At 64.0% G+C, this 24,069-nt stretch carries 21 protein-coding genes and 1 tRNA gene; 13 read left to right on the forward strand and 9 right to left on the reverse strand.

The annotated features are described in order from the left end of the window. Positions 1 to 42: 42 nt before the first annotated feature. The 4 genes from ACVNHC_RS13885 to ACVNHC_RS13900 all read right to left on the reverse strand — a co-directional run bounded on the left by ACVNHC_RS13885 (position 43) and on the right by ACVNHC_RS13900 (position 3,596). Positions 43 to 1,302 (reverse strand): ABC transporter substrate-binding protein, encoded by a 1,260-nt coding sequence (locus ACVNHC_RS13885; protein ID WP_457167714.1) that lies wholly within the window; start codon positions 1,300 to 1,302, stop codon positions 43 to 45. A 36-nt stretch (positions 1,303 to 1,338) separates the two neighbouring features. Then, positions 1,339 to 2,511 carry a PLP-dependent transferase gene (locus ACVNHC_RS13890; RefSeq protein WP_457167600.1) on the reverse strand — a complete coding sequence of 391 codons (1,173 nt, stop codon included), beginning with the start codon at positions 2,509 to 2,511 and terminating at the stop codon, positions 1,339 to 1,341. Then, positions 2,508 to 3,233: a FadR/GntR family transcriptional regulator gene (locus tag ACVNHC_RS13895; protein ID WP_457167601.1), complete on the reverse strand. Its 726-nt coding sequence runs from the start codon at positions 3,231 to 3,233 to the stop codon at positions 2,508 to 2,510. The genes ACVNHC_RS13890 and ACVNHC_RS13895 overlap by 4 nt, the downstream gene beginning before the upstream one ends. Before the next feature lie 275 nt (positions 3,234 to 3,508). Further along, positions 3,509 to 3,596 (reverse strand) — tRNA-Leu (locus ACVNHC_RS13900). Positions 3,597 to 4,089: 493 nt separating this feature from the next. Here ACVNHC_RS13900 and map point away from each other — a divergent pair. Both map and radC read left to right on the forward strand, forming a co-directional pair. Further along, positions 4,090 to 4,923, forward strand: a complete 834-nt coding sequence (gene map, locus ACVNHC_RS13905; protein WP_058899516.1) for a type I methionyl aminopeptidase — start codon at positions 4,090 to 4,092, stop codon at positions 4,921 to 4,923. A gap of 73 nt (positions 4,924 to 4,996) precedes the next feature. Continuing rightward, positions 4,997 to 5,734, forward strand: a complete 738-nt coding sequence (gene radC, locus ACVNHC_RS13910; protein WP_050472708.1) for a RadC family protein — start codon at positions 4,997 to 4,999, stop codon at positions 5,732 to 5,734. Between the two features lie 6 nt (positions 5,735 to 5,740). Here the strand turns inward: radC and ACVNHC_RS13915 are convergent, their stop codons facing one another. Next, positions 5,741 to 6,613: a hypothetical protein gene (locus ACVNHC_RS13915; protein ID WP_457167602.1), complete on the reverse strand. Its 873-nt coding sequence runs from the start codon at positions 6,611 to 6,613 to the stop codon at positions 5,741 to 5,743. A 376-nt stretch (positions 6,614 to 6,989) separates the two neighbouring features. Between ACVNHC_RS13915 and ACVNHC_RS13920 the strand changes: the two genes are divergently transcribed. Then, positions 6,990 to 9,191 (forward strand): putative bifunctional diguanylate cyclase/phosphodiesterase, encoded by a 2,202-nt coding sequence (locus ACVNHC_RS13920; protein WP_457167716.1) that lies wholly within the window; start codon positions 6,990 to 6,992, stop codon positions 9,189 to 9,191. A 12-nt stretch (positions 9,192 to 9,203) separates the two neighbouring features. On the opposite strand, the gene cueR is transcribed toward ACVNHC_RS13920, so the two are convergent. The 3 genes from cueR to ppdK are packed head-to-tail and all read right to left on the reverse strand — an operon-like array spanning position 9,204 to position 13,236. Then, positions 9,204 to 9,605 carry a Cu(I)-responsive transcriptional regulator gene (gene cueR, locus ACVNHC_RS13925; RefSeq protein WP_457167603.1) on the reverse strand — a complete coding sequence of 134 codons (402 nt, stop codon included), beginning with the start codon at positions 9,603 to 9,605 and terminating at the stop codon, positions 9,204 to 9,206. 1 nt (position 9,606) lies between these two features. After that, the gene (locus ACVNHC_RS13930; RefSeq protein ID WP_457167604.1) at positions 9,607 to 10,569 is read right to left on the reverse strand and encodes an ArgK/MeaB family GTPase; all 963 of its coding nucleotides are present in this window, start codon (positions 10,567 to 10,569) and stop codon (positions 9,607 to 9,609) included. A gap of 3 nt (positions 10,570 to 10,572) precedes the next feature. Continuing rightward, the gene (gene ppdK / locus ACVNHC_RS13935) at positions 10,573 to 13,236 is read right to left on the reverse strand and encodes a pyruvate, phosphate dikinase (protein ID WP_058899504.1); all 2,664 of its coding nucleotides are present in this window, start codon (positions 13,234 to 13,236) and stop codon (positions 10,573 to 10,575) included. 355 nt (positions 13,237 to 13,591) lie between these two features. Between ppdK and ACVNHC_RS13940 the strand changes: the two genes are divergently transcribed. From ACVNHC_RS13940 to ACVNHC_RS13970, 7 genes are all read left to right on the forward strand, one after another. After that, entirely contained in the window at positions 13,592 to 15,385 is a 1,794-nt protein-coding gene (locus ACVNHC_RS13940; protein ID WP_457167605.1) for a tetratricopeptide repeat protein, read from the forward strand. Between the two features lie 7 nt (positions 15,386 to 15,392). Next, on the forward strand, positions 15,393 to 16,304 hold the full coding sequence (locus tag ACVNHC_RS13945) for a 4-(cytidine 5'-diphospho)-2-C-methyl-D-erythritol kinase (RefSeq protein ID WP_457167606.1): 912 nt from the start codon (positions 15,393 to 15,395) through the stop codon (positions 16,302 to 16,304). 210 nt (positions 16,305 to 16,514) lie between these two features. Further along, positions 16,515 to 17,600 carry an ABC transporter substrate-binding protein gene (locus ACVNHC_RS13950; protein ID WP_457167607.1) on the forward strand — a complete coding sequence of 362 codons (1,086 nt, stop codon included), beginning with the start codon at positions 16,515 to 16,517 and terminating at the stop codon, positions 17,598 to 17,600. A 1-nt stretch (position 17,601) separates the two neighbouring features. Beyond that, on the forward strand, positions 17,602 to 18,654 hold the full coding sequence (locus ACVNHC_RS13955) for a FecCD family ABC transporter permease (RefSeq protein ID WP_050472699.1): 1,053 nt from the start codon (positions 17,602 to 17,604) through the stop codon (positions 18,652 to 18,654). Next, positions 18,651 to 19,409 carry an ABC transporter ATP-binding protein gene (locus tag ACVNHC_RS13960; RefSeq protein ID WP_186415001.1) on the forward strand — a complete coding sequence of 253 codons (759 nt, stop codon included), beginning with the start codon at positions 18,651 to 18,653 and terminating at the stop codon, positions 19,407 to 19,409. The genes ACVNHC_RS13955 and ACVNHC_RS13960 overlap by 4 nt, the downstream gene beginning before the upstream one ends. Then, positions 19,406 to 20,719, forward strand: a complete 1,314-nt coding sequence (locus tag ACVNHC_RS13965; protein WP_457167608.1) for a hypothetical protein — start codon at positions 19,406 to 19,408, stop codon at positions 20,717 to 20,719. Before ACVNHC_RS13960 ends, ACVNHC_RS13965 begins: the two co-directional genes overlap by 4 nt. Continuing rightward, a complete protein-coding gene (locus ACVNHC_RS13970; protein WP_050472697.1) occupies positions 20,712 to 21,221 on the forward strand; it encodes a hypothetical protein in 510 nt (169 codons plus the stop codon). Before ACVNHC_RS13965 ends, ACVNHC_RS13970 begins: the two co-directional genes overlap by 8 nt. 94 nt (positions 21,222 to 21,315) lie before the next feature. Here the strand turns inward: ACVNHC_RS13970 and ACVNHC_RS13975 are convergent, their stop codons facing one another. Beyond that, the gene (locus tag ACVNHC_RS13975; protein ID WP_457167718.1) at positions 21,316 to 22,251 is read right to left on the reverse strand and encodes a polyprenyl synthetase family protein; all 936 of its coding nucleotides are present in this window, start codon (positions 22,249 to 22,251) and stop codon (positions 21,316 to 21,318) included. Positions 22,252 to 22,498: 247 nt separating this feature from the next. Here ACVNHC_RS13975 and ACVNHC_RS13980 point away from each other — a divergent pair, with 247 nt between their 5' ends. From ACVNHC_RS13980 to ACVNHC_RS13990, 3 genes are all read left to right on the forward strand, one after another. Beyond that, entirely contained in the window at positions 22,499 to 22,732 is a 234-nt protein-coding gene (locus ACVNHC_RS13980) for a putative signal transducing protein (protein ID WP_050472695.1), read from the forward strand. Between the two features lies 1 nt (position 22,733). Further along, complete coding sequence (locus tag ACVNHC_RS13985) at positions 22,734 to 23,582, forward strand: tRNA1(Val) (adenine(37)-N6)-methyltransferase (RefSeq protein WP_457167609.1); 849 nt, start codon at positions 22,734 to 22,736, stop codon at positions 23,580 to 23,582. 145 nt (positions 23,583 to 23,727) lie between these two features. Next, the gene (locus ACVNHC_RS13990; RefSeq protein WP_122520359.1) at positions 23,728 to 24,060 is read left to right on the forward strand and encodes an NHLP leader peptide family natural product precursor; all 333 of its coding nucleotides are present in this window, start codon (positions 23,728 to 23,730) and stop codon (positions 24,058 to 24,060) included. Positions 24,061 to 24,069: the final 9 nt, after the last annotated feature.

Consider the following 24,069-nt stretch of genomic DNA (forward strand, 5'->3'; position numbering starts at 1 on the left):
GCGCAGAACGCCGCCAGGGTAAGGCTGCACGGGAAAGGGCAGTTATTTCTTGGCGAGAAATTTCTGCTGCGCCTTGGTCATGTAGTCGGCCCACTTGGCGGCCAGCTCTTCCGGCGTGATGTCGCCGAGCAAGGCTTCCTGCGATGTCTGGATCGCCAGGGAATCCTTGAAATAGGCGAATTCTTCCAGATAGGTCGGCATGGTGGTCGGGATCGCGTCCGGATCCTCCAGAACCTTGAACCAGCCCTTGAACTGCTCGCTGGCATAGAACGGATCATCGGACGCAGATTTCAGGGCAGGCAGCGCCCCGGTGCGCTTGTTCCAGGTCAGGTTGCCTTCCGGTCCTTCAAGCGTCGCGATCAGCTTCCACGCGAGATCCTTGTTCTGGCTCTTGGCCATCATCGACCAGCCGGCATAGCCGATGGTCGGGAAGGTCTTGCCCGAGGGTCCCTTCGGCATGGTCGTGACGCCGAAATCCTCGGCCTTCATGCGCTCGGCAATGGCAATCAGCGCATCGGGGTCCTGGTCCAGGAACGCGCAGGTGCCGCTGTAGAAGCCGGCGACGATCTCGTTGAAGCCCCAGTTGATGGAATCCTTCGGCGCATAGCCATTCTTGTAGAGGTCGATCAGCCAGCTGATGCCCTTCTGCCAGCCCTCGCTGTCGAATGTCGACGTGCCGTCTTCATTGAAGAAGGTATTGGACCCGGCCATTGTCGCGCCGAACATCACCCAGCCGTTCAGGCCACCCGGACCGCCGCGCAGGCAGTAGCCGTATTTGCCCGGCAGGGCGGAGACCTTGCGGGCGGCTTCGGCAAACTCGTCCATGGTCACGGGTGGTTCGGAAACGCCGGCTTCGGCCAGCAGCTTCTTGTTGTAGAACATGGCCCGCAGATAGAAGCCATAGGGCAGCATATAGGCCGTGTTGTCGATGTCGCGGCCAAGCTCCAGAGCGCGGTCGGACAGATCTGCGGTGACTTCCCAGTCGCTCAGATAGGGCTCCAGGCTCTCCAGCATGCCGTTGTTGGCATAGAGCGAGAGCCAGGTGTCCGGCATTTCCATCACATCGGGAATCTCGCCGGCGGAAACCATTGTGGCGAACTTCTGGAACGCCTCGCCCCACGGCAGGGAGATGATCTCGACCTTTGTTCCCGGATTTGCTTCCTCGAATTGCGCGACGATGGATTTCAACGTCTCCGTCCGGGCCGGGCTGGTAATGACTTCAACCAGCTTCAGCGTCGTATCGGCCAGTGCCGTACCGGACATCATCGAGGCCAGCAGGCCCGCTGTCAGCATTCTTTTCATCATTGTACTTCCCCTCTTTTTGAAGACATTGATTTTTTATTGGTTTTGGGAGGCAGCGAACGCAGCCTCCAGATCGCGCCACAGGGCCGTGGTTCCCTCCAGGCCCACATGGATGCGCACGGATCGGGGGTCGATGCCGAAGGCCTGTGCCGAATTGGGCTGCGCCTTCTGCTGCAGGACGACCTCGCCGGGGACGATCAGGCTTTCGTGGCCGCCCCAGCTGACCCCGAGCTGAAACAGCTTCAGGTGATTGCAGAAACCGGCGATGTCCGTGCCCTCGCGCAAAGTGAAGGAGAACAGTCCGGAGGTTCCCTCAAGGCCCGGCGGCAGCCGGTTCGCAAGCGCGGGATGGAACACCTCGCCGACCTTTTCATGGGCTTGCAGACGCCGCGCGATTTCCAGCGCCGAAGCTTCATGCGCCTTCATGCGGACCGGAAGCGTGCGCAGGCCGCGGATGAGCAGCCAGGCATCGAAGGGCGACAGCTTGCCGCCGAGATAAGGCAGAGCTTCGCTGCGGATGCGGCCGATCAGCTCTGCCGAGCCTGCAACAACCCCGGCCACAACGTCGCTGTGCCCGCCCAGATATTTGGAGGCCGAATGCAGCACCAGATCGGTGCCCAGCGCCAGGGGGCGCTGAAAGACCGGTGTCGCCCAGCTGTTGTCGATGATCGAGATGACGCCTTCCTTGCGCGCCAGTGCCGCCAGCGCCCCGACATCATGGGCTTCCATGACCCAGCTCACCGGGCTTTCGAGATAAAGGATCCTGGCACCGGGAAGAGCCCTGGCGACCGCATCCTCATCGTGGCCGTCCACATAGGTCACCTCGACACGCATGCGCTTCAGGATCGTGCCGAACAGGCGGAAGGCATCGGGATAGACATGCCGCACGGCGACGATCCGGTCTCCCGGCTCAACGAAAGTCAGGATGGAAGAGGCAATGGCGGCCATGCCGCTCGCGAACCCGAGTGCATCCTCGCCGCCCTCAAGCTTTGCCAGCATTTCCTCGAAGTGGCGGACGGTGGGGTTGAGGCCGCGCGAATAAACCGGGCGGACTTTCTCGCCGCGGTAGGTCTCCAGCATTTCCTCATAGCTTGAGAATGTAAAAAGCGACGTCTGCACGATGGGCGGCACCACGGCACCATAAGCATGGGCCTCATCGTGAGCCGCGATCAGGGAAAAGGGATCCAACGGGCTGGAACCGTCATTCATTTGGACATTTCCTTAATATCTTCCTCGACCACATCGAGAATTTTCAAGGTTTCGCGCCGCGCCGCTTCCGTGTCCTGTGCGGCAATGGCGTTGAACAGGGTGCGGTGATAGGGAAAGGAGCGGCGGGCAAAATCCGCCCGGTTGAAAGGCCGCTCCCAGAAGCGCTCGAAAGCCTCGCGCATCTGCTCCAGAAGCTGCCGGAACAGCGGATTGTGCGTGGCATCGTAGATGGACAGGTGAAAGGCCAGGTCCTCCGGACCGGAGGTGCCCTGCTCGAGATGCACCCGTTCCATCTCCATGAGCTTCAGCTCGATAATGGTAAGGTCTTCGCTGGTCCGCTGCCGCGCCGCGACAATGCTGGCTTCCACTTCGAGGCCGCGCCGGACCTCCAGCGTCTTCAGCAGCACATCGCGCAGGTTCGCCGTGTCCAGCGACAGCGGCATATGGATCGTGGCGGAAGTCACCGGCTTGATCAGATAAGTGCCGCTGCCCTTGCGGGTTTCCAGCACGCCGAGCGCCTGAAAGTGACGGATGACCTCGCGGATGGTCGAGCGGCCGACCGCCAGCGCATCCATCAGCTCCCGCTCGGCCGGCAGCCGGTCACCGGCCTTCAGTCCGGCCTGCGAGACATAAGCTGCCAGCGCTTCCGTCACCTGGCGCACCCGGTCCATGGGCGCCAGCGGCGCGATCACCGGTCTGCTGCTCTCCCCGCTACCCCTCATGCCGCCCCCGTTCCATAGATCAAAATTGGTCTGACATCTTACCAAAACGGCTGCATGAAAGTTTGTCAAGGGGCGTTCAGGCCAAGGCTCCGGACGGCCCGCACCTTCCAGCCCCCAAAGGCCCAAGCACCGCAGCGCCTTAACCGGCATCCACGGTTTCAGGTCCCTTTGCAGCAGATATGCAGTCAGCCCCAGTCAGCGGCCCGCCGGGCAGGCAAACGGATCGGGGTGGAGTACTGGGGGACGATTTGGAAGTTATGGGGGCTGATGCAGCCTGGTGCGGACGACGGGACTCGAACCCGTAAGCCGTTTGAGGGCGGCGGATTTTAAGTCCGCTGTGGCTACCAGTTTCACCACGTCCGCATGTCTGGGCCGGAGCAAAGGCGCGCCCTTTGGCGGGTCCTGTCCGGTCGGCGTCAGGCCCCGATAAAAGGGCATTGGCCGGTGGCCGGGGAGGCTGTCTCCGGCGCGGGTATGAGGTAGCGGCAGAGGCGTCCGTCTGCAAGTGCAAATTGGTGCGGACGGGCAGGCCCTTGCCGGGCCGGCGGCAGGCCGTTGCCGGCCAGCAGCCGGCCCGGTAACGGCCTGCCACTCCCCTTTTCCCCCGCCTCCCCCAGCCTGCGGCAGGAAAATTCTTCTGCGGGGGCTGACACATCTTTCCTTGCAAGCCGGGGCCGCTCATATTAGGCGACAGAACAGACAGGCGAGCCCCATGACAACAGGCAGCATGCCGCCCCGGTCTGGTGCCCCGCGCCAGAGCACCACGGCCTTGCGCGCCAAGTCCTCCAAGTCCCATGCGCAGCGGGTCCTTGACCTGCGGCACAGGGCGGAGACGAATCGGATCAGAACGGAACCTATGGTCACCTATATCGACGCAGCCACCGCCCCGCTCAAGAACACCGGCCAGGTGCGGCTCTATACGCCGGAAGATTTTAAGGCCATGCACAAGGCCGGCCAGGTGACGGCCGAATGCCTCGACGGCCTTGCGGATCTGGTGAAGCCCGGCGTGACCACGCAGGAGCTGGATGACTTCGTCTACCGCTTCGGCCGCGACAAGGGCGTGCTGCCCGCAACGCTCTATTACCGGGGCTACACCAAGGCGAGTTGCACCTCGATCAACCATGTGGTCTGCCACGGCATCCCCAATGACAAGCCGCTGCGCGAGGGCGATATCGTCAACATCGACGTGACCTTCGTCGTCGATGGCTGGTATGGCGACAGCAGCCGCATGTATCCGGTGGGCGAGCTGAAGCGCTCGGCCGAACGGCTGATCGAAGTGACCTACGAGTCGCTGCTGCTGGGCATCGAGGCTGCCCGCCCCGGCAACACCACGGGCGATATCGGCTATGCCATCCAGACCTTCGTGGAAAAGGAGCGCTGCTCCGTGGTGCGCGATTTCTGCGGCCATGGCGTCGGCCGCCTGTTCCACGACACGCCCAACATCCTGCACTATGGCCGCAAGGGTGAAGGCATCGAGCTGAAGCCGGGCATGATCTTCACCATCGAGCCGATGGTGAACCTCGGCAAACCGCAGGTGAAGGTGCTGAGCGACGGCTGGACCGCCGTCACCCGCGACCGCTCGCTCTCGGCCCAGTTCGAGCATGCAATCGGCATCACCGACACGGGCTGCGAGATCTTCACGCTCTCGCCCAGGGGCCTGCACCGGCCCGGCTTCGACAAGGCCGCCTGAGCAGGATAGACTGACCGGAGCAGCCACACCTCCCGCATACCCCTCTTCAGCTCTTCTGACCACGGAACGCGGCATGCCGAAGGACGACACGGGCGACAAGACGGACGAGGCGCAGGGCGGCTTTTCGGAGCGCGCGCCCGCACCGCATTATACCGGCCACCGGGAGCGGCTGCGCGACCGGTTCCGCCAGCACGGAGCGGATGGCTTTGCCGATTACGAGCTGCTGGAACTGTGCCTGTTTCTCGCCATTCCGCGCGGCGACACCAAGCCGCTGGCGAAAGCCCTGCTGCAGCGTTTCGGCTCCTTCACCAATGTGCTGGCTGCCTCACCGGCCCGCATTCAGGAGGTCAAGGGCGCCGGGGAGAAGGTGGCCGATGCGCTGAAACTGCTGCAGGCCTGTGCCACCCGCTATGCAAGAGGCGAGATCGTCGACCGCGAACCGCTGTCCTCCTGGTCCAAGGTCGTTACCTATGTACGCGCCGCCAGCGGCCATGCGGACCGGGAAGAGTTCCGCATCCTGTTCCTCGACAAGAAGAACGGCCTCATCGCCGACGAGGTGCAGCAGCGCGGCACGGTGGACCATACGCCGGTCTATCCGCGCGAGGTGATCCGCCGGGCGCTGGAGCTTTCGGCCACGGCCATCATTCTGGTCCACAATCACCCGAGCGGCGACCCGACGCCGTCGCGCGCCGATATTCAGATGACGAAGCAGATCATCGATATCGCCAAGCCTCTGGGCATCGAGGTGCATGACCACATCATCGTGGCGCGCGGCGCGGAAATCAGCTTCCGGGGCCTGCAGCTGATCTGAGGGCTGTCACATTGAGGCTGGACCGGCTCCACGTTCATGCGCCCGGTGCGCGGCTTCGCACAACCAGCCCCAGAACATCAGATACCAATCGCGCACGCCGGTGAGGAAGGCAGGCGAGAGCTGCAGCTCCCCCTGATCGCGGCGCTGCACCAGCCACCCGGCTGCCTCCGCCTTGTTGATGACATTGCGCACATGGGAATGGGAGATGCCCAGCTGTGCGGCAACCTGCCGTGCGGCGAAGGGCAGCCAGGGCGCTTGTTCCGGCGCGCCGTAATGGGCCTTCAGCAGGATCAGCGCCAGCCGGTCGCCGCAGTCGAACCGGTCGAACCAGGGCCAGGCACCTTCCCCCGCCAGCGATTCCCGGGTCAGGCGCACCATGTCATGGGTCTCGGCCACAAGGCGCAGGCCATAGACGGGATCGGTCTGCAGACGCTGATGAAGGTCCGGCCCCGGCAGCGGCAGCCCGGCCACTTCGGCACAGGCCAGATGATGGGACAGCCAGGTCTTGAGACCGTCCAGCATCAGCTCCGTCGGCTCCAGCCGCTTTTCGCGCCGGTTGCCGGAGGCCTCAACCGCCCGCACATAACCGGCCAGCTTCAGCAGGCCAATGAAGCTCGCCAGCGTGCGGCTGCGGCCCATCTGCTGCTGCAGGATGGACAGCGTGGCGGCCTCCCCTTCCCCAAGCTGCGCCCGGCAATGAAGGATCGCCAGCAAGCCCGCCGCATGGGACTGCAGGCTCTTGCCGAAGATCTTGTTGATCAGCCGCTCGCCCATGTGCATGGGCAGGATGTTGTCCGCGCAGCGCAAGATTGCGGCCGCATAGGCATCTTCATCCATATGCTGCGGCCAGCCGCCGCGTGTTCGCGCAATCTGATCCATGCGATCTCCCGTTTCAACGGCACAATACCAGTTCCAGCTTCCAGAAAAAGGTCCCGAATGCATCTGCGGCGGCCCGGCCGTGCCTGAGACTGTCTGAATCTTCAAACGCTTAGACGCCAAACATGACGTTACGTAATCATTGCTTCACGCCGGTATAACAAAACAGCCGGGGAACCTCTCCAACAGGCCCATTCTTCAATGCAGCATTACAATTTGTCTCTTCATGAACTGACCTTAACCAAGTCCATCCGCCATTCTTTAAGTCTTTTCCCGGAGACTAAATTTCAGAAGCCGGGGACGGGTCAACATGGATCAGGGAATAGGGACGCAGGGAGGAAAGATAGCAAACACAATCATCATTCCGGTGATTGGCGTGATGCTGCTTGCCGTCGTGTTTGTTTTCGCAATTCTCATCTGGTCTTCGGCCCTGACCGATACTGCCGCAGAGGACAGCGAGCGCAACCTGATCGAAGGATCGCTGGCGCTGCAGCTGGACCAGCTGAGCAACCAGCAGGAAGCCGCCGCGGTCTGGGACGATGCCTATTTCCGGGCAAAGCGCGGCTCGGAAGAAGCCGCCTGGCTGCTGCACCGGGTTGCGATTTCGCTGTCTCAAATGCACGGCCACACCAGGACAGCCATTCTAGACCGCAATCTGTCAGCCATTGTCGCCTATGATGACGATGGTGCAGCCAACTGGCTTGACGAGACGCTGCTCACCGCCCTTAGCGGACCGGTGACCCGGGTCAGGGCCAGCTACATTGCAAGCTTCAAAAAGACGCCCTCCGGCACCTACAGGTTTCAGCCGGACTACCGGGCCAATCACCGGACCATCTTCGAAAACGGTGTTGTCCTGGCGGGCGGGCGTCCGCATTACTTCAGTGTGACGGCAATCTCTCCGCAGACCCACAACATCGGCGCAGATCGGGATGCGCCGGCCGTGCTGCTGAGTTTCGTCGCCATGACCCCTTCGGTGCTCGGCCGCCTCTCCGGAATGGCAGGTATTGCCGGGATTGAAGCAGGGCCGGTCCAACAGAGCCGCAGCGATGTGGCCTCAATCCTCGTCATGGATCCGTCCGGCCAGCCGGTGACGCGCCTCAACTGGCGCTCATCCCGTCCCGGTTCGCTGATGCTCATGCGCATCCTGCCGGTGCTTGTTCTGCTCGTGCTGGCCATCGCCGCCATGACCGCCCTTCTGCTGAACTATGCAAGGCAATCGACCCGCAAGCTCGCCAACAGCGAGGCCCGCGCCATCTACGCAGCTCAACATGACAGCCTGTCCGGTCTGCCGAACCGTGACTACTTCAGCCGCATGCTGGTGGAGGCCCTGGCGGACTATCAGGACGAGCGCAGCGCCAAGGGGCTGACGGCTGTCATCTACATCGATCTGGATCACTTCAAGGACATCAATGACACGCTGGGCCATGCGGCCGGCGATGAAGTCATCAAGGCGGTGACGGCGCGCCTGCGCACCATCGTGCCGCCCACGGGCATGCTGGCGCGCATCTCGGGCGATGAATTCGCCATGATCCTGTCGGGCTGCCGCTCGCGCTCCCTCATCGAATATCAGCTCAGCCACATCCAGGACGAGCTGAGCCGCCCGCTGCGGGTTGCCGGTAGCGAGCTCTACGTCAGCCTGTCCATGGGCGCAGCCATTGCCCCGCAGGACGGCACCACCGCAGGAGAACTGCTGCGCAAGGCGGACATCGCACTCTACGATGCCAAGGCCAATGGCCGCCGCCGCTGGTCCTTCTTCGATCCGGCCATGGAAGAGCATGTCCACACCCGCGACAAGATCGCCCGCGACCTGCGCCGTGCCATCGACAATGACCTGCTTTCGGTCGCCTATCAGCCGCAGCTGGACAGCCGCACCGGCCGCGTTGCCGCTGTGGAAACGCTGGTGCGGTGGACCCAGCCGGACCATGGGCCGATCAGCCCGGCCATCTTCGTGCCCATTGCCGAAGAGACGGGCCTGATCAACGACCTGGGGCTTTGGGTGCTGCGCCGCGCCTGCCGGGATGCCCATAACTGGCCGGACATCACCGTTTCGGTCAATATTTCACCGACCCAGTTCCGCCATCCGCGCTTCATCGATCAGGTGATCGAGACCCTCTCCGCCTTTGACGTTGCGCCCTCGCGCCTTGAAATCGAGGTAACGGAGTCCGTCTTCGCCGGCAAGGACGACACCGTTCTGACGGCCATGAAGCGGCTGAAGGAACTGGGCCTCAAGATCGCGCTGGATGACTTCGGCTCGGGCTATTCCAGCCTCAGCTACCTGCGCCGCTTCCCCTTCGACATCCTGAAGATCGACCGGGACTTCATCTCCCCGGTGGATGAGAGCCCGCAGGCGCAGGCAATCGTGCGCACCATCATCGATCTGGGCGCGGCCCTTGGCATGACCGTGGTGGCCGAAGGCATCGAAACCGCGCCGCAGGTGCAGTTCCTCACCAGCGCCGGCTGCGAGCGCATGCAGGGCTATTACATCGGCCGCCCTGCCCCGGTGGAAACCGTTTCCGCTCTCATCCAGAGCATCAGCCTTGATCCGATGATCCTGCGCCCCGCGAGCCGTCTCGCCGGTTGAAGATTGCGTGGCTCAATGTCCTGACAGCCCTTCGATGATGGCGCAGTCCGGGCAGCTGTCCCCCCGGCAGGCCTCGACCATGCCGGTGAGATCGTCACGCAGATCCATGAGCTGACGGATCTTGGTTTCCAGGTCCGCTAGATGCGCCTCGGCCACAGCCTTCACACGGGCGCTGCTCCGGTGCGGGTTCTGGCGCAGCTCCAGCAGGCTGCGGCAATCCTCGATAGAAAAGCCGAGGCTGCGGGCCCGCTTGAGAAACTGCAGCCGCTCCACATCCGCCGGCGAATAGGCACGGTAGCCGTTGTCCTGCCGCAGCGGGCGCACCAGCCCGATGTCCTCGTAATAGCGCAGTGTCTTGGCCGGAAATCCCGTCAGTTCCGAGACTTCGCCAATGCTGCTGCCGGCCTCTGTCATGTCAGGTCTCCGTTGCAGCCTCGTCCGGCACCACCTTGACCACCAGACGGCGGTCCGCCAGCCGCATGGCCACGAAGGGGCCACCCGCCGCGCGGATCAGCGCCGCCGGGGCGAGAAGATGGCTTCCGGCCTGACCATAGCGGGTCTTCAGATAGTCCGCCACCCAGGCCTCCTGACGCTGGGCAAAGCGCCGCGCCGCAAGCCCGCCAGCCTCCAGAAACACCCGGTGCGCTTCAATCGCCTCGTGCAGTGCCTCAAGGCCGCTGCCGTCCTGCGCACTCACCGGCAGCACCGGCACCTGCCAGCCCTCGCGCTCCCGGTCGCTCAGGGACAGGGCGCCCTTCACATCCGCCACGGCACGGGCCGCATAGGCGCCCATGTCGGCTTTGGTCACCACGATGATGTCGGGCAGTTCCATGACGCCGGCCTTCATGAACTGCAGGCTGTCGCCGGAGCCCGGCTGGATGCACAGAACGAGCGTATCGACCGCGATCGCCACATCCGCTTCCGACTGGCCGATGCCGACGGATTCCACGATCACCGCCTCACGCGCCGCCCGCATCACGGCAATGGCCGCCAGCGCATGATCCGAAAGCCCGCCCAGCCGGTCCCGCGCCGCCATGGAGCGGATGAAGATGCCCGCATCCTCAGGGTCTGCCGTCAGCCGTGTCCGGTCGCCCAGCAGCGCCCCACCCGAGCGGCGGGAGGAAGGGTCCACGGCAATGACACCGGTGGTCTTGCCCGCGCCCCGCAGCGCCTTCAGCAGGCTGTTGGTGAGCGTCGATTTGCCCGCACCGGGCGGGCCGGTGAGGCCTAGAACGTGGCCCGAGCCCTCCCGGCAGGCCGCATCCAGAAAGGCATCCACCTCCGCCTGCCCGTGGCCGGTCTCGATCCGGGTCAGCGCCCGGGCAAGGGCGAGCTTGCCCCCGGCCCTGAGCGCAGCGATGGCCTCACTGCCCGCCATGCCTCATGTCCGGCGCAGATAGGACTGCGCCGCCGCAAGCCGGGCAATGGGCACGCGGAAGGGCGAGCAGGACACATAGTCGAGGCCGACGCTTTCGCAGAAGGCAATCGAGGCCGGGTCACCGCCATGCTCGCCGCAAATGCCGAGCTTGATGTCCGGCCGCACCGCCCTGCCCCGTTCGGCTGCGATGGAGATCAGTTCGCCGACACCATCCCTGTCAATGGAAACGAACGGATCCTGCTCGATGATGCCCTTGAGCTGATAGGTGCCGAGGAAGGACGCCGCATCATCACGGGAAATGCCGAAGGTGGTTTGCGTCAGGTCATTGGTGCCGAAGGAGAAAAACTCCGCCGTGGCGGCAATGTCGCCAGCGCGCAGGGCAGCGCGCGGCAGCTCCACCATGGTGCCGACCTGATAGGACACGGCAACGCCGGTTTCCTTCGCCACGGCCTCCGCCATGGCGTCGATGCGCCCGCGCACGAGGTCCAGCTCCGCCTTCAGGCCCACGAGCGGCACCATGATCTCCGGCACCACCGGTGCGCCGGTCTGCCTGCCTGCCTCGACAGCTGCCTCGAAGATGGCGCGGGCCTGCATCTCAGCGATCTCCGGATAGGAGACCAGCAGACGGCAGCCGCGATGGCCCAGCATCGGGTTGAACTCTTCGAGGTCCAGCGCCCGTTCGCGCAGCTTCTCCGCGTCAATGCCCATGGCAGCGGCGACTTCTGCAATCTCTTCATCGGACTTCGGCAGGAACTCGTGCAGCGGCGGATCCAGCAGGCGGATCGTCACCGGCAGGCCATGCATGATCTCGAACAGCTGCACGAAGTCATCCCGCTGCATTGGCAGCAGTTTGCCCAGCGCCGCGCGGCGGCCCTCCTCCGTGGAGGCAAGGATCATCTCGCGCACGGCAATGATCCGGTCGCCATCGAAGAACATGTGCTCGGTGCGGCAAAGGCCGATGCCTTCGGCGCCGAACTGCCGGGCGGCCCGTGCATCCGCCGGCGTTTCGGCATTGGTGCGCACCTTCATGCGCCGCACCTCGTCGGCCCAGCCCATCAGCGTGGCGAAATCACCGGACAGCGCGGGCTGCAGCATCGCCACCTCGCCCACCAGAACCTGGCCGGTTGATCCGTCGATGGTGATCACATCGCCCTTGGCAAGCGACCGCCCGCCCGCCGTGAGGGTGCCATTGCGGTAATCGATGCGGAGCGCACCGGCGCCGGAGACGCAGGGCTTGCCCATGCCGCGCGCCACCACCGCGGCGTGGCTTGTCATGCCGCCACGGCTGGTCAGAATGCCTTCCGCCGCATGCATGCCGTGGATGTCTTCCGGGCTGGTCTCAACGCGCACCAGAATGACCTTGCGGCCGGCAGCCTTGGCCTCTTCGGCCTCTTCCGAGGTAAAGACAATGGCCCCGCTGGCCGCCCCCGGGGATGCCGGAAGACCGGTAACGAGGATGTCGCGCTTTGCCGCCGGATCGATCGCCGGATGCAGCAGCTGGTCCAGCGCCTGCGGCTCGACGCGCAGCACCGCTTCCTCGCGGCTCAGCAGCCCTTCGTCCGCCATGTCGACGGCAATCTTCAGCGCCGCCTTGGCCGTGCGCTTGCCCGAACGGGTCTGCAGCATCCACAGCTTGCCGCGCTCGATGGTGAATTCCAGATCCTGCATGTCCCGGTAATGGGCTTCCAGCCGGTCGCAGATGGTCTGGAATTCGGCAAAGGCCTCCGGCATCAGCACCTCCAGGGAGGGCCGTTCGGACCCTGCCTCAAGCCTTGCCTTCTCGGTGATGTCCTGGGGCGTGCGGATGCCGGCCACCACGTCCTCACCCTGCGCATTGACGAGGAACTCGCCATAAAGCGCCTTCTCGCCCGTGGACGGGTTGCGGGTGAAGGCAACGCCCGTGGCGGAGGTTTCACCCATGTTGCCGAAAACCATGGCCTGCACATTCACCGCCGTGCCCCAGTCGGCCGGAATGTCATGCAGGCGGCGGTAGGTCTGGGCGCGGGCGGTCATCCAGGACTCGAACACAGCCCCGATCGCCCCCCACAGCTGATCCATCGGATCCTGCGGGAATGGCCGCTCCAGCTCGTCTTCCACCAGCGCCTTGTAGCGCTCGACAATGCTGATCAGTTCTTCGGTGGACAGATCCGTATCCAGCGAGTGCCCGGCCTCATCCTTCACCTCATCAAGGATTTCCTCGAAGGCGTGGTGATCAAGGCCCATCACCACATCGCCATACATCTGGATGAAGCGGCGGTAGCTGTCATAGGCAAAGCGGCGGTCACCTGCGGCCCGCCCGATGGCTTCGACCGTCACATCGTTGAGACCGAGGTTGAGCACCGTGTCCATCATGCCGGGCATGGACACTCTTGCACCGGAGCGGACGGACACCAGCAGCGGGTTCTGCGCATCGCCGAAGCGGCGGCCGGTCAGTTCCCCGGCTGCGGCAAGGGCCAGCTCCACCTGCTGCGCCAGATCGTCCGGATAGGTCTTGCCCTTGTCGTAATACCAGGTGCAGACCTCTGTGGTGATGGTAAAGCCAGGCGGCACGGGAAGGCCCAGATTGCTCATTTCGGCAAGATTGGCCCCCTTGCCGCCGAGCAGGGTCTTCAGACCCGCATTTCCTTCCGCAGTTCCATTGCCGAAGCCATACACCCACTTGGTCATGCTGCATCTCCCGTTACGCGTCCCGCCACCGGGCTGCCTCCTCCGGCGGAAAGCTGAACGCTGACCTCGCGCCCGTTATTCCTGCAATGCCGGACCGGAGCGCACAAGGCTTTTTTGCACCGCAACGCAAAGCACCAGTTGAACAGGGCTTGGCAATTGGCCGAAGGTCGAATGCGGCAAGACGTCTGACAATCATCAGGCTGGCATCGCGAAGCTTTGTGATAAATGTGATCAGGTGATACCACCAAAGGCGGGGCTCCGGCTTGCCCCGGCGCCACAAAGCCGCCATCGTATCATGAAGATGTGGGTTCACATGGAATCACGATGGCGCATACCATCGGTCCTGAGAGGTAAGATGACGACGTTGACCGACGCTCCGGCGCAGAAGCGCAAGATTTCCGCGGGCCGCTGCAGCCGCCTGCTGCTTGGCGTGGCGCTTCTGATGGTCCCGGTGCAGGTGCAGGCCTCTTCTGGCGAGCCGGTAGCAACACTGCCGCAATATGGCACCCCTCAGGATCTTCCCGTCACCCAGGCCGGCAGCTATCTGGCAGCGCGCCTTGCCGCCCGCTGGAACGATTTTCCCTCGGCCGCCGCCTTTTTTGAAGAGGCGCTCGGCACCGATCCGGAAAACGGCCTCCTGGTGGAACGCGCTTTCATGCTGCGCATGGCCAGTGGCGACTTTGAGGATGCACGCATTCTTGCCGAGGACATGCAGGCCCTGAAGATCCGCAACTTCATGGCAAGCCTCCTGAAAAGCCTTGATCTGGCGCGCGACGGCAGCTTCCGCGAAGCCTCCCAGACGCTCGAAAGCGATGGCGGCGGTCCGCTTGCAGATCTCACCGTCGGTGTTTCCAAAGCCTGGTTCGACCTTGGAGCGGGCGACCTGAAAAAGGCGCTTGCAGGTCTTGATGCGCTGAAGGGCCCTGACTGGTTCAATGTGTTCAAGCACAACCATGCCGCCCTGATGGCCCAGCAGGCCGGGCGTATGGACATTGCCCTGACGCGGATCAAGCAAGCCTATGAGGCGGACCGCGGAGCGCTGAAAGTTGCCGATACCTATGCCATTCTGCTTGCCTCTGCCGGCAAGAAGAAAGAAGCCCTCGCCGTCCTCAACCAGTATGATCAGCTGATCCCAAGCCATCCCATCCTCTCCACAACCCGCGCGCGGATCGAGAAGGGGGAGACGTTTGGCCCGGTTGTCGCGGACCCGCTGACGGGAATAGCTGAACTTCTGAGCGGCCTCGGCTCGGCCATCGGCAATGACGGCGCAGAAGAACTGGGCGCTGCCCTGCTCAACCTGTCGCTGGATCTCAACGGAGATGGCGATTTTGCAGCTCTCGCCCTTGGCGGGCTGTATAACCGGCTGAATGCACCGGACCGGGCCATCACCGCTCTGGAGCGTGTGCCCGAGAGTTCACCGCTGAAGCGGGACGCGGAGATCCAGATCGGCCTCAACTTCAACGCCCTCGACAAGGTGGATGAGTCCCGCCAGCATCTTCAGGCCCTCATCGACAAGGACCCGGCTGATCTTGAGGCGATCATTGCGCTTGGCAATGTGCTGCGCTCCCGCGAGATGTTTGCAGAGGCCGAGGTGGTCTACACCAAAGGCATCGACACGGTGGACAAGCCTCAGCCGGAGCATTGGGGGCTTTATTACAACCGCGGCATTTGCCGCGAGCGGCTGAAGAAGTGGAACGAGGCGGAGGTCGATCTGCGCACGGCGCTGGAGCTTTACCCGGATCAGCCGCAAGTGCTCAATTATCTGGGTTATTCGCTCGTCGATCAGGGCATGAAGCTCGATGAAGCGATGCAGATGATCCAGACGGCCGTCCGCCTGCGCCCCAGCGACGGCTATATCGTCGACAGCCTGGGCTGGGCCTATTACAGGCTTGGCCGCTACGAGGAAGCGACGCGGGAACTGGAGCGTGCGGTCCAGCTGCGCCCGGCCGATCCGGTGATCAACGACCATCTGGGCGATGCCTACTGGAAGGTAGGACGCCGTCTCGAGGCCCGGTTCCAGTGGAACCATGCCCGCGACCTCAACCCGACTCCGGAAGATCTTGTGAAGATCCTCGACAAGATCGAAAACGGCCTGCCCGATACGCCTGCGGCCGTCGAAGCCAGCGCCCCGCCGAAGAACGGCGGCTGATCCGGCCATGAGGGGGAACGGAACATCATCCGGCGCGGACACCGCGCCGGTTTTTTCCTGCCTTGCCAGAGCCAAGATCAATCTGGCCCTGCACATTACGGGGCGGCGGGAGGATGGCTATCACCTGCTGGACAGCTTCACCATCTTCGCTGAAACGGGCGACCAGCTGAGCCTGCGGGCCGCGGCAAGCTCCTCCTTCACCGTTTCCGGCCCCTTTGCCGCCGCGCTGGAAGGCGGCGGCCCGGCGGACAGCAATCTCGTATTGCGCGCCATCGCCGCGCTGCAGAACGCGTCCGGCCAGTCTCTGCCACCCTTTGCCGTGCATCTGGAAAAGAACCTGCCGGTCGCCTCCGGCATCGGCGGCGGGTCGGCAGATGCGGCAGCGGCTCTGAGACTGGTCCTGGAGGCCACAGGCCTTGCGGTGCCTGCGGATGCGTTGCAGTCCATCGCGCTGGACCTCGGGGCGGACGTGCCTGTCTGCCTGGCCGGTCGGCCGGCCCGCATGTCCGGCATCGGCGAAACCCTTGCTCCGCTGCCCCCCCTGCCCCGCTGCGGCCTGATGCTGGTCAATCCGGGCGTGGCGGTCAGCACGCCTGCCGTGTTCCGCGCGCTTCAACGCCGCAACAATCCGCCCCTGCCCGCACTGCCTGAGGAATTCTCCAGCCGCGAAGATCTCATCCGCTGGCTGGACGGCACCCGCAACGACATGCAGGCCGCAGCCATCATCCTGTCACCGGTCATTGCGGAAGTGCTGGCTGCGCTGGAAGCTCACCCGGCAGCGGAGTTCTGCCGCATGTCCGGCTCCGGCGCCACCTGCTTTGCCCTCTGCGCGCCGGAGGCAGCGGGCGCACTGGCAGATGACCTGCGCCAGCGGCACCCCGGCTGGTGGATTGCAGCCAGCGAAGTGAGCGCCGGATAAGGGTCCCGCCAGCGGACAACGGGTAAGCCATTCCCGCATTCTTTGCACCCGGAACAATCGTGACACTGGGCATGCAGCCGGCGTCATGTGATCAACCCCGGCCATCGCATGACGTTTGGGCATCCTAATTTATGACAGGGATATTAAAAATCTTGACATTTATATTCATATTTAGGATGTGATTCCTGAGAAAACTTTCAGGGGATCTTCATGTTTTCCAGATGGAACAAGCTGCCGGTCGCACTCGCGCTCGTTCTGGCCCAGCCGGCCAGCTCGATGGCGGATCAGATCACGATCACCGACCACGAAAACCGTGAGGTTGTGCTGGCAAAACCTGCCGAAAGGATCGCATCCATCCCGATCCCGATGGCATCGACGATCATCGCCATGGATGGCGGAACCTCGAAGCTGGTCGGGATGAACCCGACCGCAAAGTCGGCGATCGTCGAGGGTGTGCTCGGCAGGATATTCCCCGAAGCCAAGGACATCCCCTCCGGCATCACTGCGCCGAACTTCATTCCGAACGTCGAGGAACTGGCGGCCACCAATCCCGATCTGGTCATCCAGTGGGCAGACCGTGGCCCGGATCTGGTCGATCCGATCGTCAATGCCGGACTGACCGCGCTTCTGATCTCCTACGGAACCGAGGAAAAGACCAAGCAGTATCAGGCCATGGTGGCAACCGCGATGGGCAAGCCCGAACGGGCGGAGCTGATCAACGGCTGGCGCGATCAGGTGGCCGCCGAAATGGCAGCCAAGTCGAAGGACATCCCGGACGGGAAACGGCCGAAAGTGCTCTATCTCGGCCGTGCGCTCGAAACGCTGACCGCTTCCGGCGACAAGGGCAACTACAACGCCTTCTATATCAATCTGACCGGCGCGGCCTCGGCATCGGCCAATCTCGAAGGCCAGGGCACGACGATTAGCCCGGAGCAGATTGCCGAGTGGAACCCCGATGTCATTCTCCTGAACAGCTTCGAGGCAAGGCTTGGCGTCGACCGGGTCTATGAGGATCCGATCCTGTCGCTGACAAAAGCCGCTCAGGAAAAGCGCGTCTACAAGATGCCGCTTGGCGGCTACCGCTGGGATCCGCCAAACCAGGAAAGCCCGCTGACCTGGATGTGGCTCGGCAATCTGATGCATCCGGACATCTTCCAGTATGACCTGCGCAGCGAAATGAAGAAGGCTTACAGGACGCTCTACAGCTACGATCTGACCGAAGAGGACATCGACGGCATCCTGTGGATCGGCATGCAGGGCGATGCTGCCGGTTACGCCCAGTTCAGGGCGAAGTAAGATGACGATCGCCGCAGCTGAAAACCGGCGCGGAAGGCCGGCCGGCCTGCGGATCGGGGCGTTCGGGCTCATGGTTCTGGCGCTGTGCGCCAGCATGCTGTTCTCGATCGGCGCCGGACGCTTTTCCGTCGATCTGACGCGCATTGCCGAGATACTGGCGGCGGCGGCGCTCAACCCCGGCGCGGCACCGGCCGAGATGGACGAGCGCATCGTCCTGCTCGTGCGTCTGCCGCGCGTGCTGCTGGCGGCGTTGTCAGGTGCCGCACTTGCCGTTGGCGGTGCGGCACTGCAAGGCGTGTTCCGCAATCCTCTGGTCTCGCCGCAGGTGCTCGGCATCAGCCAGGGCGCGGCCTTCGGCGGCGCCCTTGCCATTCTGTTCGGCTATTCCGGCATGGTGCTGCTCGGCATGGCCTTCGTTCTGGGCCTGTCGGCGCTGGTTCTGGTCGGGCTTCTGGCCCGTATCAACGGCCGTACCGAGGTGATCACGGTGATCCTCGCCGGCATGATCATCGGGGCGCTGTTTGCAGCGCTGGTGTCTATCGTGCAGTTCGTTGCCGACCCCAATACTTCTCTGCCTGCCATCGTGTACTGGCTGATGGGGTCGTTCTCGACCGCCACCTGGCCGAGACTGTGGCTTGCCGTTCCGGGCATGGGCCTTGGCCTTGCCGCCGTCTGGCTGCTGCGCTACCGGCTCAATCTTCTGGCGCTTGAAGAGCAGGAGGCCCGCTCGCTCGGCGTCAATCCCGACCGGGAACGCTGGTACATCTTCATCGCCATTTCGCTGATGACCGGCACCTCGGTGGCGGTGGCTGGCATCATCGGCTGGATCGGCCTCGTCGTGCCGCATGCAGCGCGCATCCTGGTCGGCGAAGACCATCGCGCGCTGATCCCGGCCTCGGCGCTGCTTGGTGCCGCCTATCTGACGCTGATTGACACCATGGCGCGCACGCTGACTGCAGCCGAGATCCCGCTTGGCGTCCTGACCGCTCTGGTGGGTGCCCCGGTGTTCGGCTACCTGCTGCGGCGCCATTTCAGGGAGACGAACCGCGCATGATCGGGCTTCACGATGCGTCCGTATCCTTCGGCGCCCGCACGCTGTTTTCCGGCATCACCTTCAACGTGCCCGTTGGCCGCTCCATGGCCGTCCTCGGCCCCAATGGCCGCGGCAAGACCACGCTTTTACGCGCCATGCTCGGCTTTCAGCCGTTGGCAAAAGGCAGCCGCAGCGCACCGAAAATTGCAGGCTACGTGCCGCAGCACGGCGCCTCGCAGGCAAAGCTGTCCGGCCTTGACGTGGTGATCATGGGCCGGGCCGCCCGGCTGGGCCTGTTCGGCCAGCCCTCCGCGGAGGATCACGCAGCAGCGGAAGAAGCACTAGCCGAGGTTGGTGCGTCCCATCTGGCCGGGCTTCGCTACGACCGCATGTCCGGCGGCCAGCGGCAGATGGTGCTGATCGCCCGCGCCATCGCCACCGGATCGGCCGCACTGATTTTCGATGAGCCGACCTCGGCCCTCGACCTCGGCAACCAGTCGCGCACGCTGGAGCTTCTCAACACGCTGCGGCTCCGCCGCGACAAGGCAATCCTCTTTACCACCCACGACCCGAACCATGCCCTTGCCGCAGCCGACGACGTTCTCCTGATGATGCCGGGCGGCCGCGAGATTCATGGCACCGTCGATGAGATGATCGAGCCCGGCAATCTCTCCGAACTCTACGGTGTCGCGATGCGATGGGTGGACATCACTGGACCTGCAGGCGAGATGCGCCGGGCAATCCTGCCGGCCTTTGCCGGAATAGAGGCCGCATGAGCACGATCTATCTGAAATCCGCCTATGACGCCCCCTCGGAGGCGGTGCTGGCGGCCGCAGCCGAAGGCCTGGTGACAATCGTCGGGCAGCCGGAGCTGACTGCGGACATGCTTCTGGCGCACGAGGGCCTGATCACCGGCAATCAGCTCGACCAGAATGCCATGCTGGCGTTGAAGGACGGGCTCGCCGCCTTTCTCAATGCCGGCGGCCGCTGGTTCTTCAACGGCCATATGCTCCGCCCGCTGGTGGATGGCATGGCGCAGTACCGGCCAATCGAGGCGCCGAAACGAGCCGATTTCAACCTGTCGTCCGTCAACCAGCATCCGCTGTTTTCCGGTATCGAGCTCTCGAAGCTTGAGACCAACAAGGGTGTGGCGGGCTTTTACGGCAGAGGCTGCAATCCGATGCCCGAGGGCGCGGTCGCGGTTAACGGGCTGGGCCCGGCAAACGTGCCGGTCGACTGGGTCTGGGCGCGGCCGGAAGGCGGGCGGATCTTCTCCCATGCCGGAAATGACCTCGGCTCCATAGGGCTGGAATGGGACCTCGCGGGCGAGTTGATGCGGCGGATCATCGGCTGGACCCAGGGCGGCGCCTGCTTTGACCCCTGGCCCGCCGCACCGTCCGCACCGGCAGCCGATCTGCCGCTGGCAGAACCTGAGACCTACACCGGCATGCGCAATCAGCGCCGGACCGGACGGCGGCGCGTCGTCGCGCCCTCCTGTGGCACCTATTACCATATCCGCAGTCTGGAGGGCGCGCGCTACACTGATGTCTTCGATGTGATCTGCGCGCCCGAGCAGCTCGGTGACGTCCTGCAGCCCAGCGATATTCTCTGGGTTCCGTGCCGCACGCCAGCGCAGCGGATGACCGCCCAGAAGCCCGTGCTTGCCCGCCACCTGGAGGCCGGCGGCACGGTGATTGCGCTTGGCGAGAGCCGGTCCGACCTGTGGCTGCCGGATGTCAGCTTCACCGGAACCCCGACGAACTGGTGGTGGTGGCTCGATCCGGCCGCCGATCTCGGCGTGCGCGTCACCGGGGCTGCTGCCGGCCATCCGCTGATGGCCGGGATCGGCAGCAAGGACGTGACATGGCATCTGCATGGCTGGTTCACGCCGCCGGATGGGGCCACTGTTCTTGCCCGCGACGGTGATGGCCGCACCATTTTCTACGAGGACAAGGTCTCGACGCCCGGAACGATGATCCTTTCCTCACTCGACCCGATGTTTCACCATGGCTCGCATTTCATGCCCGCGACGACAAGCTTCCTCGACCGTTTCGTTCCCAACCTGAAAGCCCTTGCAGATGCCTGATTTCATTACTGTTCTGGACAACGGCCGTCCGCTTGGCTTCACCTTCGATGCCATCAACGCCTATCACGGCGGCGGCTTCCCCGGCGGCGTCGCCCACGCCCTGAAGGCGATGCAGGCAGCGTTTCCCCTACTCTCCGATACACCGCTGGAGCGGCGCGAAGTCACGATCGTGACAGCCTTCTCCGGCCCTGGCGGGCACGACGCGCTGGAAATGGTGACCCGTGCACTGACCGGTGGACGGCTGACCGTCGACAAGGCGATTGGCGGCAAGGATGTGATCACCGATCATCCGGGACCCTACGTCTTCCGCTTCAGCTATCGCGGGCGGACGGCAGAGGCCGTGATCAGGCCGGGGCATGTGAGGGAAGAATTCGTCACCCTGGGCGCCAAGAAAGACAAGACACCCGGCGAGATTGCCCGGCACGAGGAATTGAAGGCCGAAATGGCCAGCCGCCTGCTGCCGCTTGCTGCGGAAGACGTCTACGCCGTCAGCGTATCGTAAGGCCCTGCCCGCCCACCGGTATCAATCTGCGGGCGGGCGGGGCTTCAAAGTTCACCAGCATATTGCTGAAATGACGGCCTTTGCCGGGTGAGCCTCAGCTCACCCGGGCGATGCAGAATTCGACGGCTTCGCGCAGGGCGTCCGTCAGCGGGCCCTGCGGCAGTTCATCGAGGGCGGCCATGGCACTGGCGCCATACTGGCGGGCGCGGACAATGGTTTCCTCGATGGCGCAATGGCGGCGCATCAGGGCAATGGCTTCCTCAAGGTCGCCGTCGCGGATATCGCCCTCTTCCAGGCAGCGCTTCCAGAAGGCGCGCTCACTGTCCGTGCCGCGCTCCAGAGACACGACGACCGGCAGGGTGATCTTGCCCTCGCGGAAATCATCGCCAACCTGCTTGCCGAGATCCGCGCTCGATCCGCCGTAGTCCAGCGCATCATCCACGAGCTGGAAGGCAAGACCGAGATCCATGCCATAGCGGCGGGCGGCCGCACGCTGGGCACCCTCGACACCGGCGATCACAGGCCCGACTTCGGCAGCAGCCGCAAACAGCGCAGCGGTCTTCGCCTCGATCACCTTGAGATACTGCGCCTCACTGGTGGAAATGTCCTTGGCCGCACCCAGCTGCATCACCTCGCCTTCGGCGATGATGGCAGAGGCTTCGGCGAGAATGCGCAAGGCCTCCAGCGAGCCCACGTCCACCATCATCTTGAAGGCCTGGCCGAGCAGATAATCGCCGACGAGAACGCTGGCCTGATTGCCCCAGAGCTTGCGCGCCGCCAGCTTGCCCCGGCGCATGTCGCTCTCGTCCACCACGTCGTCATGCAGCAGCGTCGCCGTGTGCATGAACTCGACGCTGGCCGCGAGGATGACATGGCCCGTGCCGCGGTAGCCGAACATGTCCGCCATGGCGAGGGTCAGCATGGGCCGCAGGCGCTTGCCGCCCGAGTCGATCAGGTGCTTGGCAATCTCGGGGATAAGCTCGACATTCGAGCCCGCCTTGGACAGGATCAGATCGTTGACCTGCCCCATGCCGCCTGCCGTCAGGTCGACGAGCGGCTGGATTGCGGGCTTGGCTTTCTTCAATTCGGGTGCGGAAGCGGCGACGGCTGCCAAAACACTCTCCCAAGGCTGGTTTTGGCGGACAATAGGTCGCCGAGCGTCCCCCCGCAAGGGATCAATCGTTTGACAAGGCAGTGAACAGTGTTGTTCACCACCGGAAAAGACGCATAAACCATATGTCTGCACTGCGCTCTATTCAGAGAGGGAAACCGGGATCATGGAAGAACTGCTGAAGACCAATGATCTGGTTCTCATTTCAGCTGTGGGAGCGATGTTTGACGAAGCCGGGATCGCGCATTTTGTCGCGGATGCCAACATGAGCATTCTGGAAGGCTCGCTCGCCATGATTCCCCGGCGAATCCTTGTCCCTGCCGATCAGATCACCGCCGCCCGCCGCCTGATGCGCGACGCGGGCCTTGGCCATGAGCTGACACCGGAAGAAGGACGCTGACGTGACGCGCCAGATCCCTCCTGCCCCCGTCCCTCCTGCCCCTGAGCTTGCCGCCCTTGCGCTGCCGGAAGGCGTTGCCACCACACGCGATGCCTTTCTGGGCGGGCTTGTCACCGTCGAGCAACCCGCAAAGGGTTTTCACCGTGCCGGGCTCGACGCGGTCTATCTTGCCGCAGCCCTGCCCGATGGCACAAAGGGCCATGTGGTGGATCTGGGCGCAGGTGTTGGCACAGCGGGCTTCTGTGCGGCAGCGCGCCTGCCGGATATTCGCGTCACTCTGGTGGAGATCGATCCGCTGGCCGCGCTTCTGGCCCGGCGCGCACTGGCTGATTCCCTCAATAACGCTTTTGCACCCCGCGTGAGCGTGCTGGAGGCCGATATCACCGCCAAGGGCTCCCAGCGCCATGCGGCGGGACTCACCCCTTGCATGGCCGATCACGTGATCATGAACCCGCCCTATTATCAGCCCGGCCAGTTCCGTGCCTCTCCCTCGGGCGAGCGGGCGAGCGCCCATGTGCTGGACGAGCGCGGACTGGAGCCATGGGCGAAGACCGCAACCGACATCCTGCGCGAAGGCGGCACGCTCACCGTCATCTTCCGTGCCGATGGCCTGCAGGAACTGCTGGATGTGTTTCAGGGCCGGTTCGGTGCCATCGACATCATTCCCCTGCGCCCGCGCGCCGATGCTGCCGCAACCCGCATCCTGCTGCGCGCCATCCGCGCCAGCAAGGCGCCGCTGCGGCTGATGCCGGGCTTCGTGCTTCATGAGGGCGATGGCTCGGACTTTCTGCCCGAAGCGCGCGCCGTCATGCGCGACGGCAAGGGGCTCGGGATACAGCCAAGGCCCTGAAACGCCCTGACCGGCAGATTTGGGGTCAAGTTCTCCGTCCGCCGGAAACTCCCGGTAGATCTTGTGACAAGGATGCTTCACCAGCACCCGGCAGGGATGGCGGAGCAGACCGGAGTTCATGAGAAATACCAGGGAGTAGAAGCTCATGTCTGAACTTGATCCGCTTACCCAGGCCCGCCAGCACATCGAGAAGCACCTCATCCTGAGGGCCTCGTCCGATGCCGCCTTCCGCGAGCTGCTGAAGAGCAACCCGCATGCGGCCATCAAGGAGCTGATCGGCAATGACCCGATCCCCTCCTACAAGATCACCGTGGTTGAAGAGGCCCCGGGCGAAGTCGTCCTCGTGCTGCCGCGCTCCATCGGGCAGGATGAACTTCCCGACGAGCTGCTGGACTTTGCCTCGGGCGGCACCAGTTTCTCGGCCTTCATTCTCTACGGCCCCCCGTATTCGGATGGCGGCGGCTGCAAGAAGAAGTGATGAAGCCCC

Source organism: Pannonibacter sp. Q-1 (genome assembly GCF_054073275.1).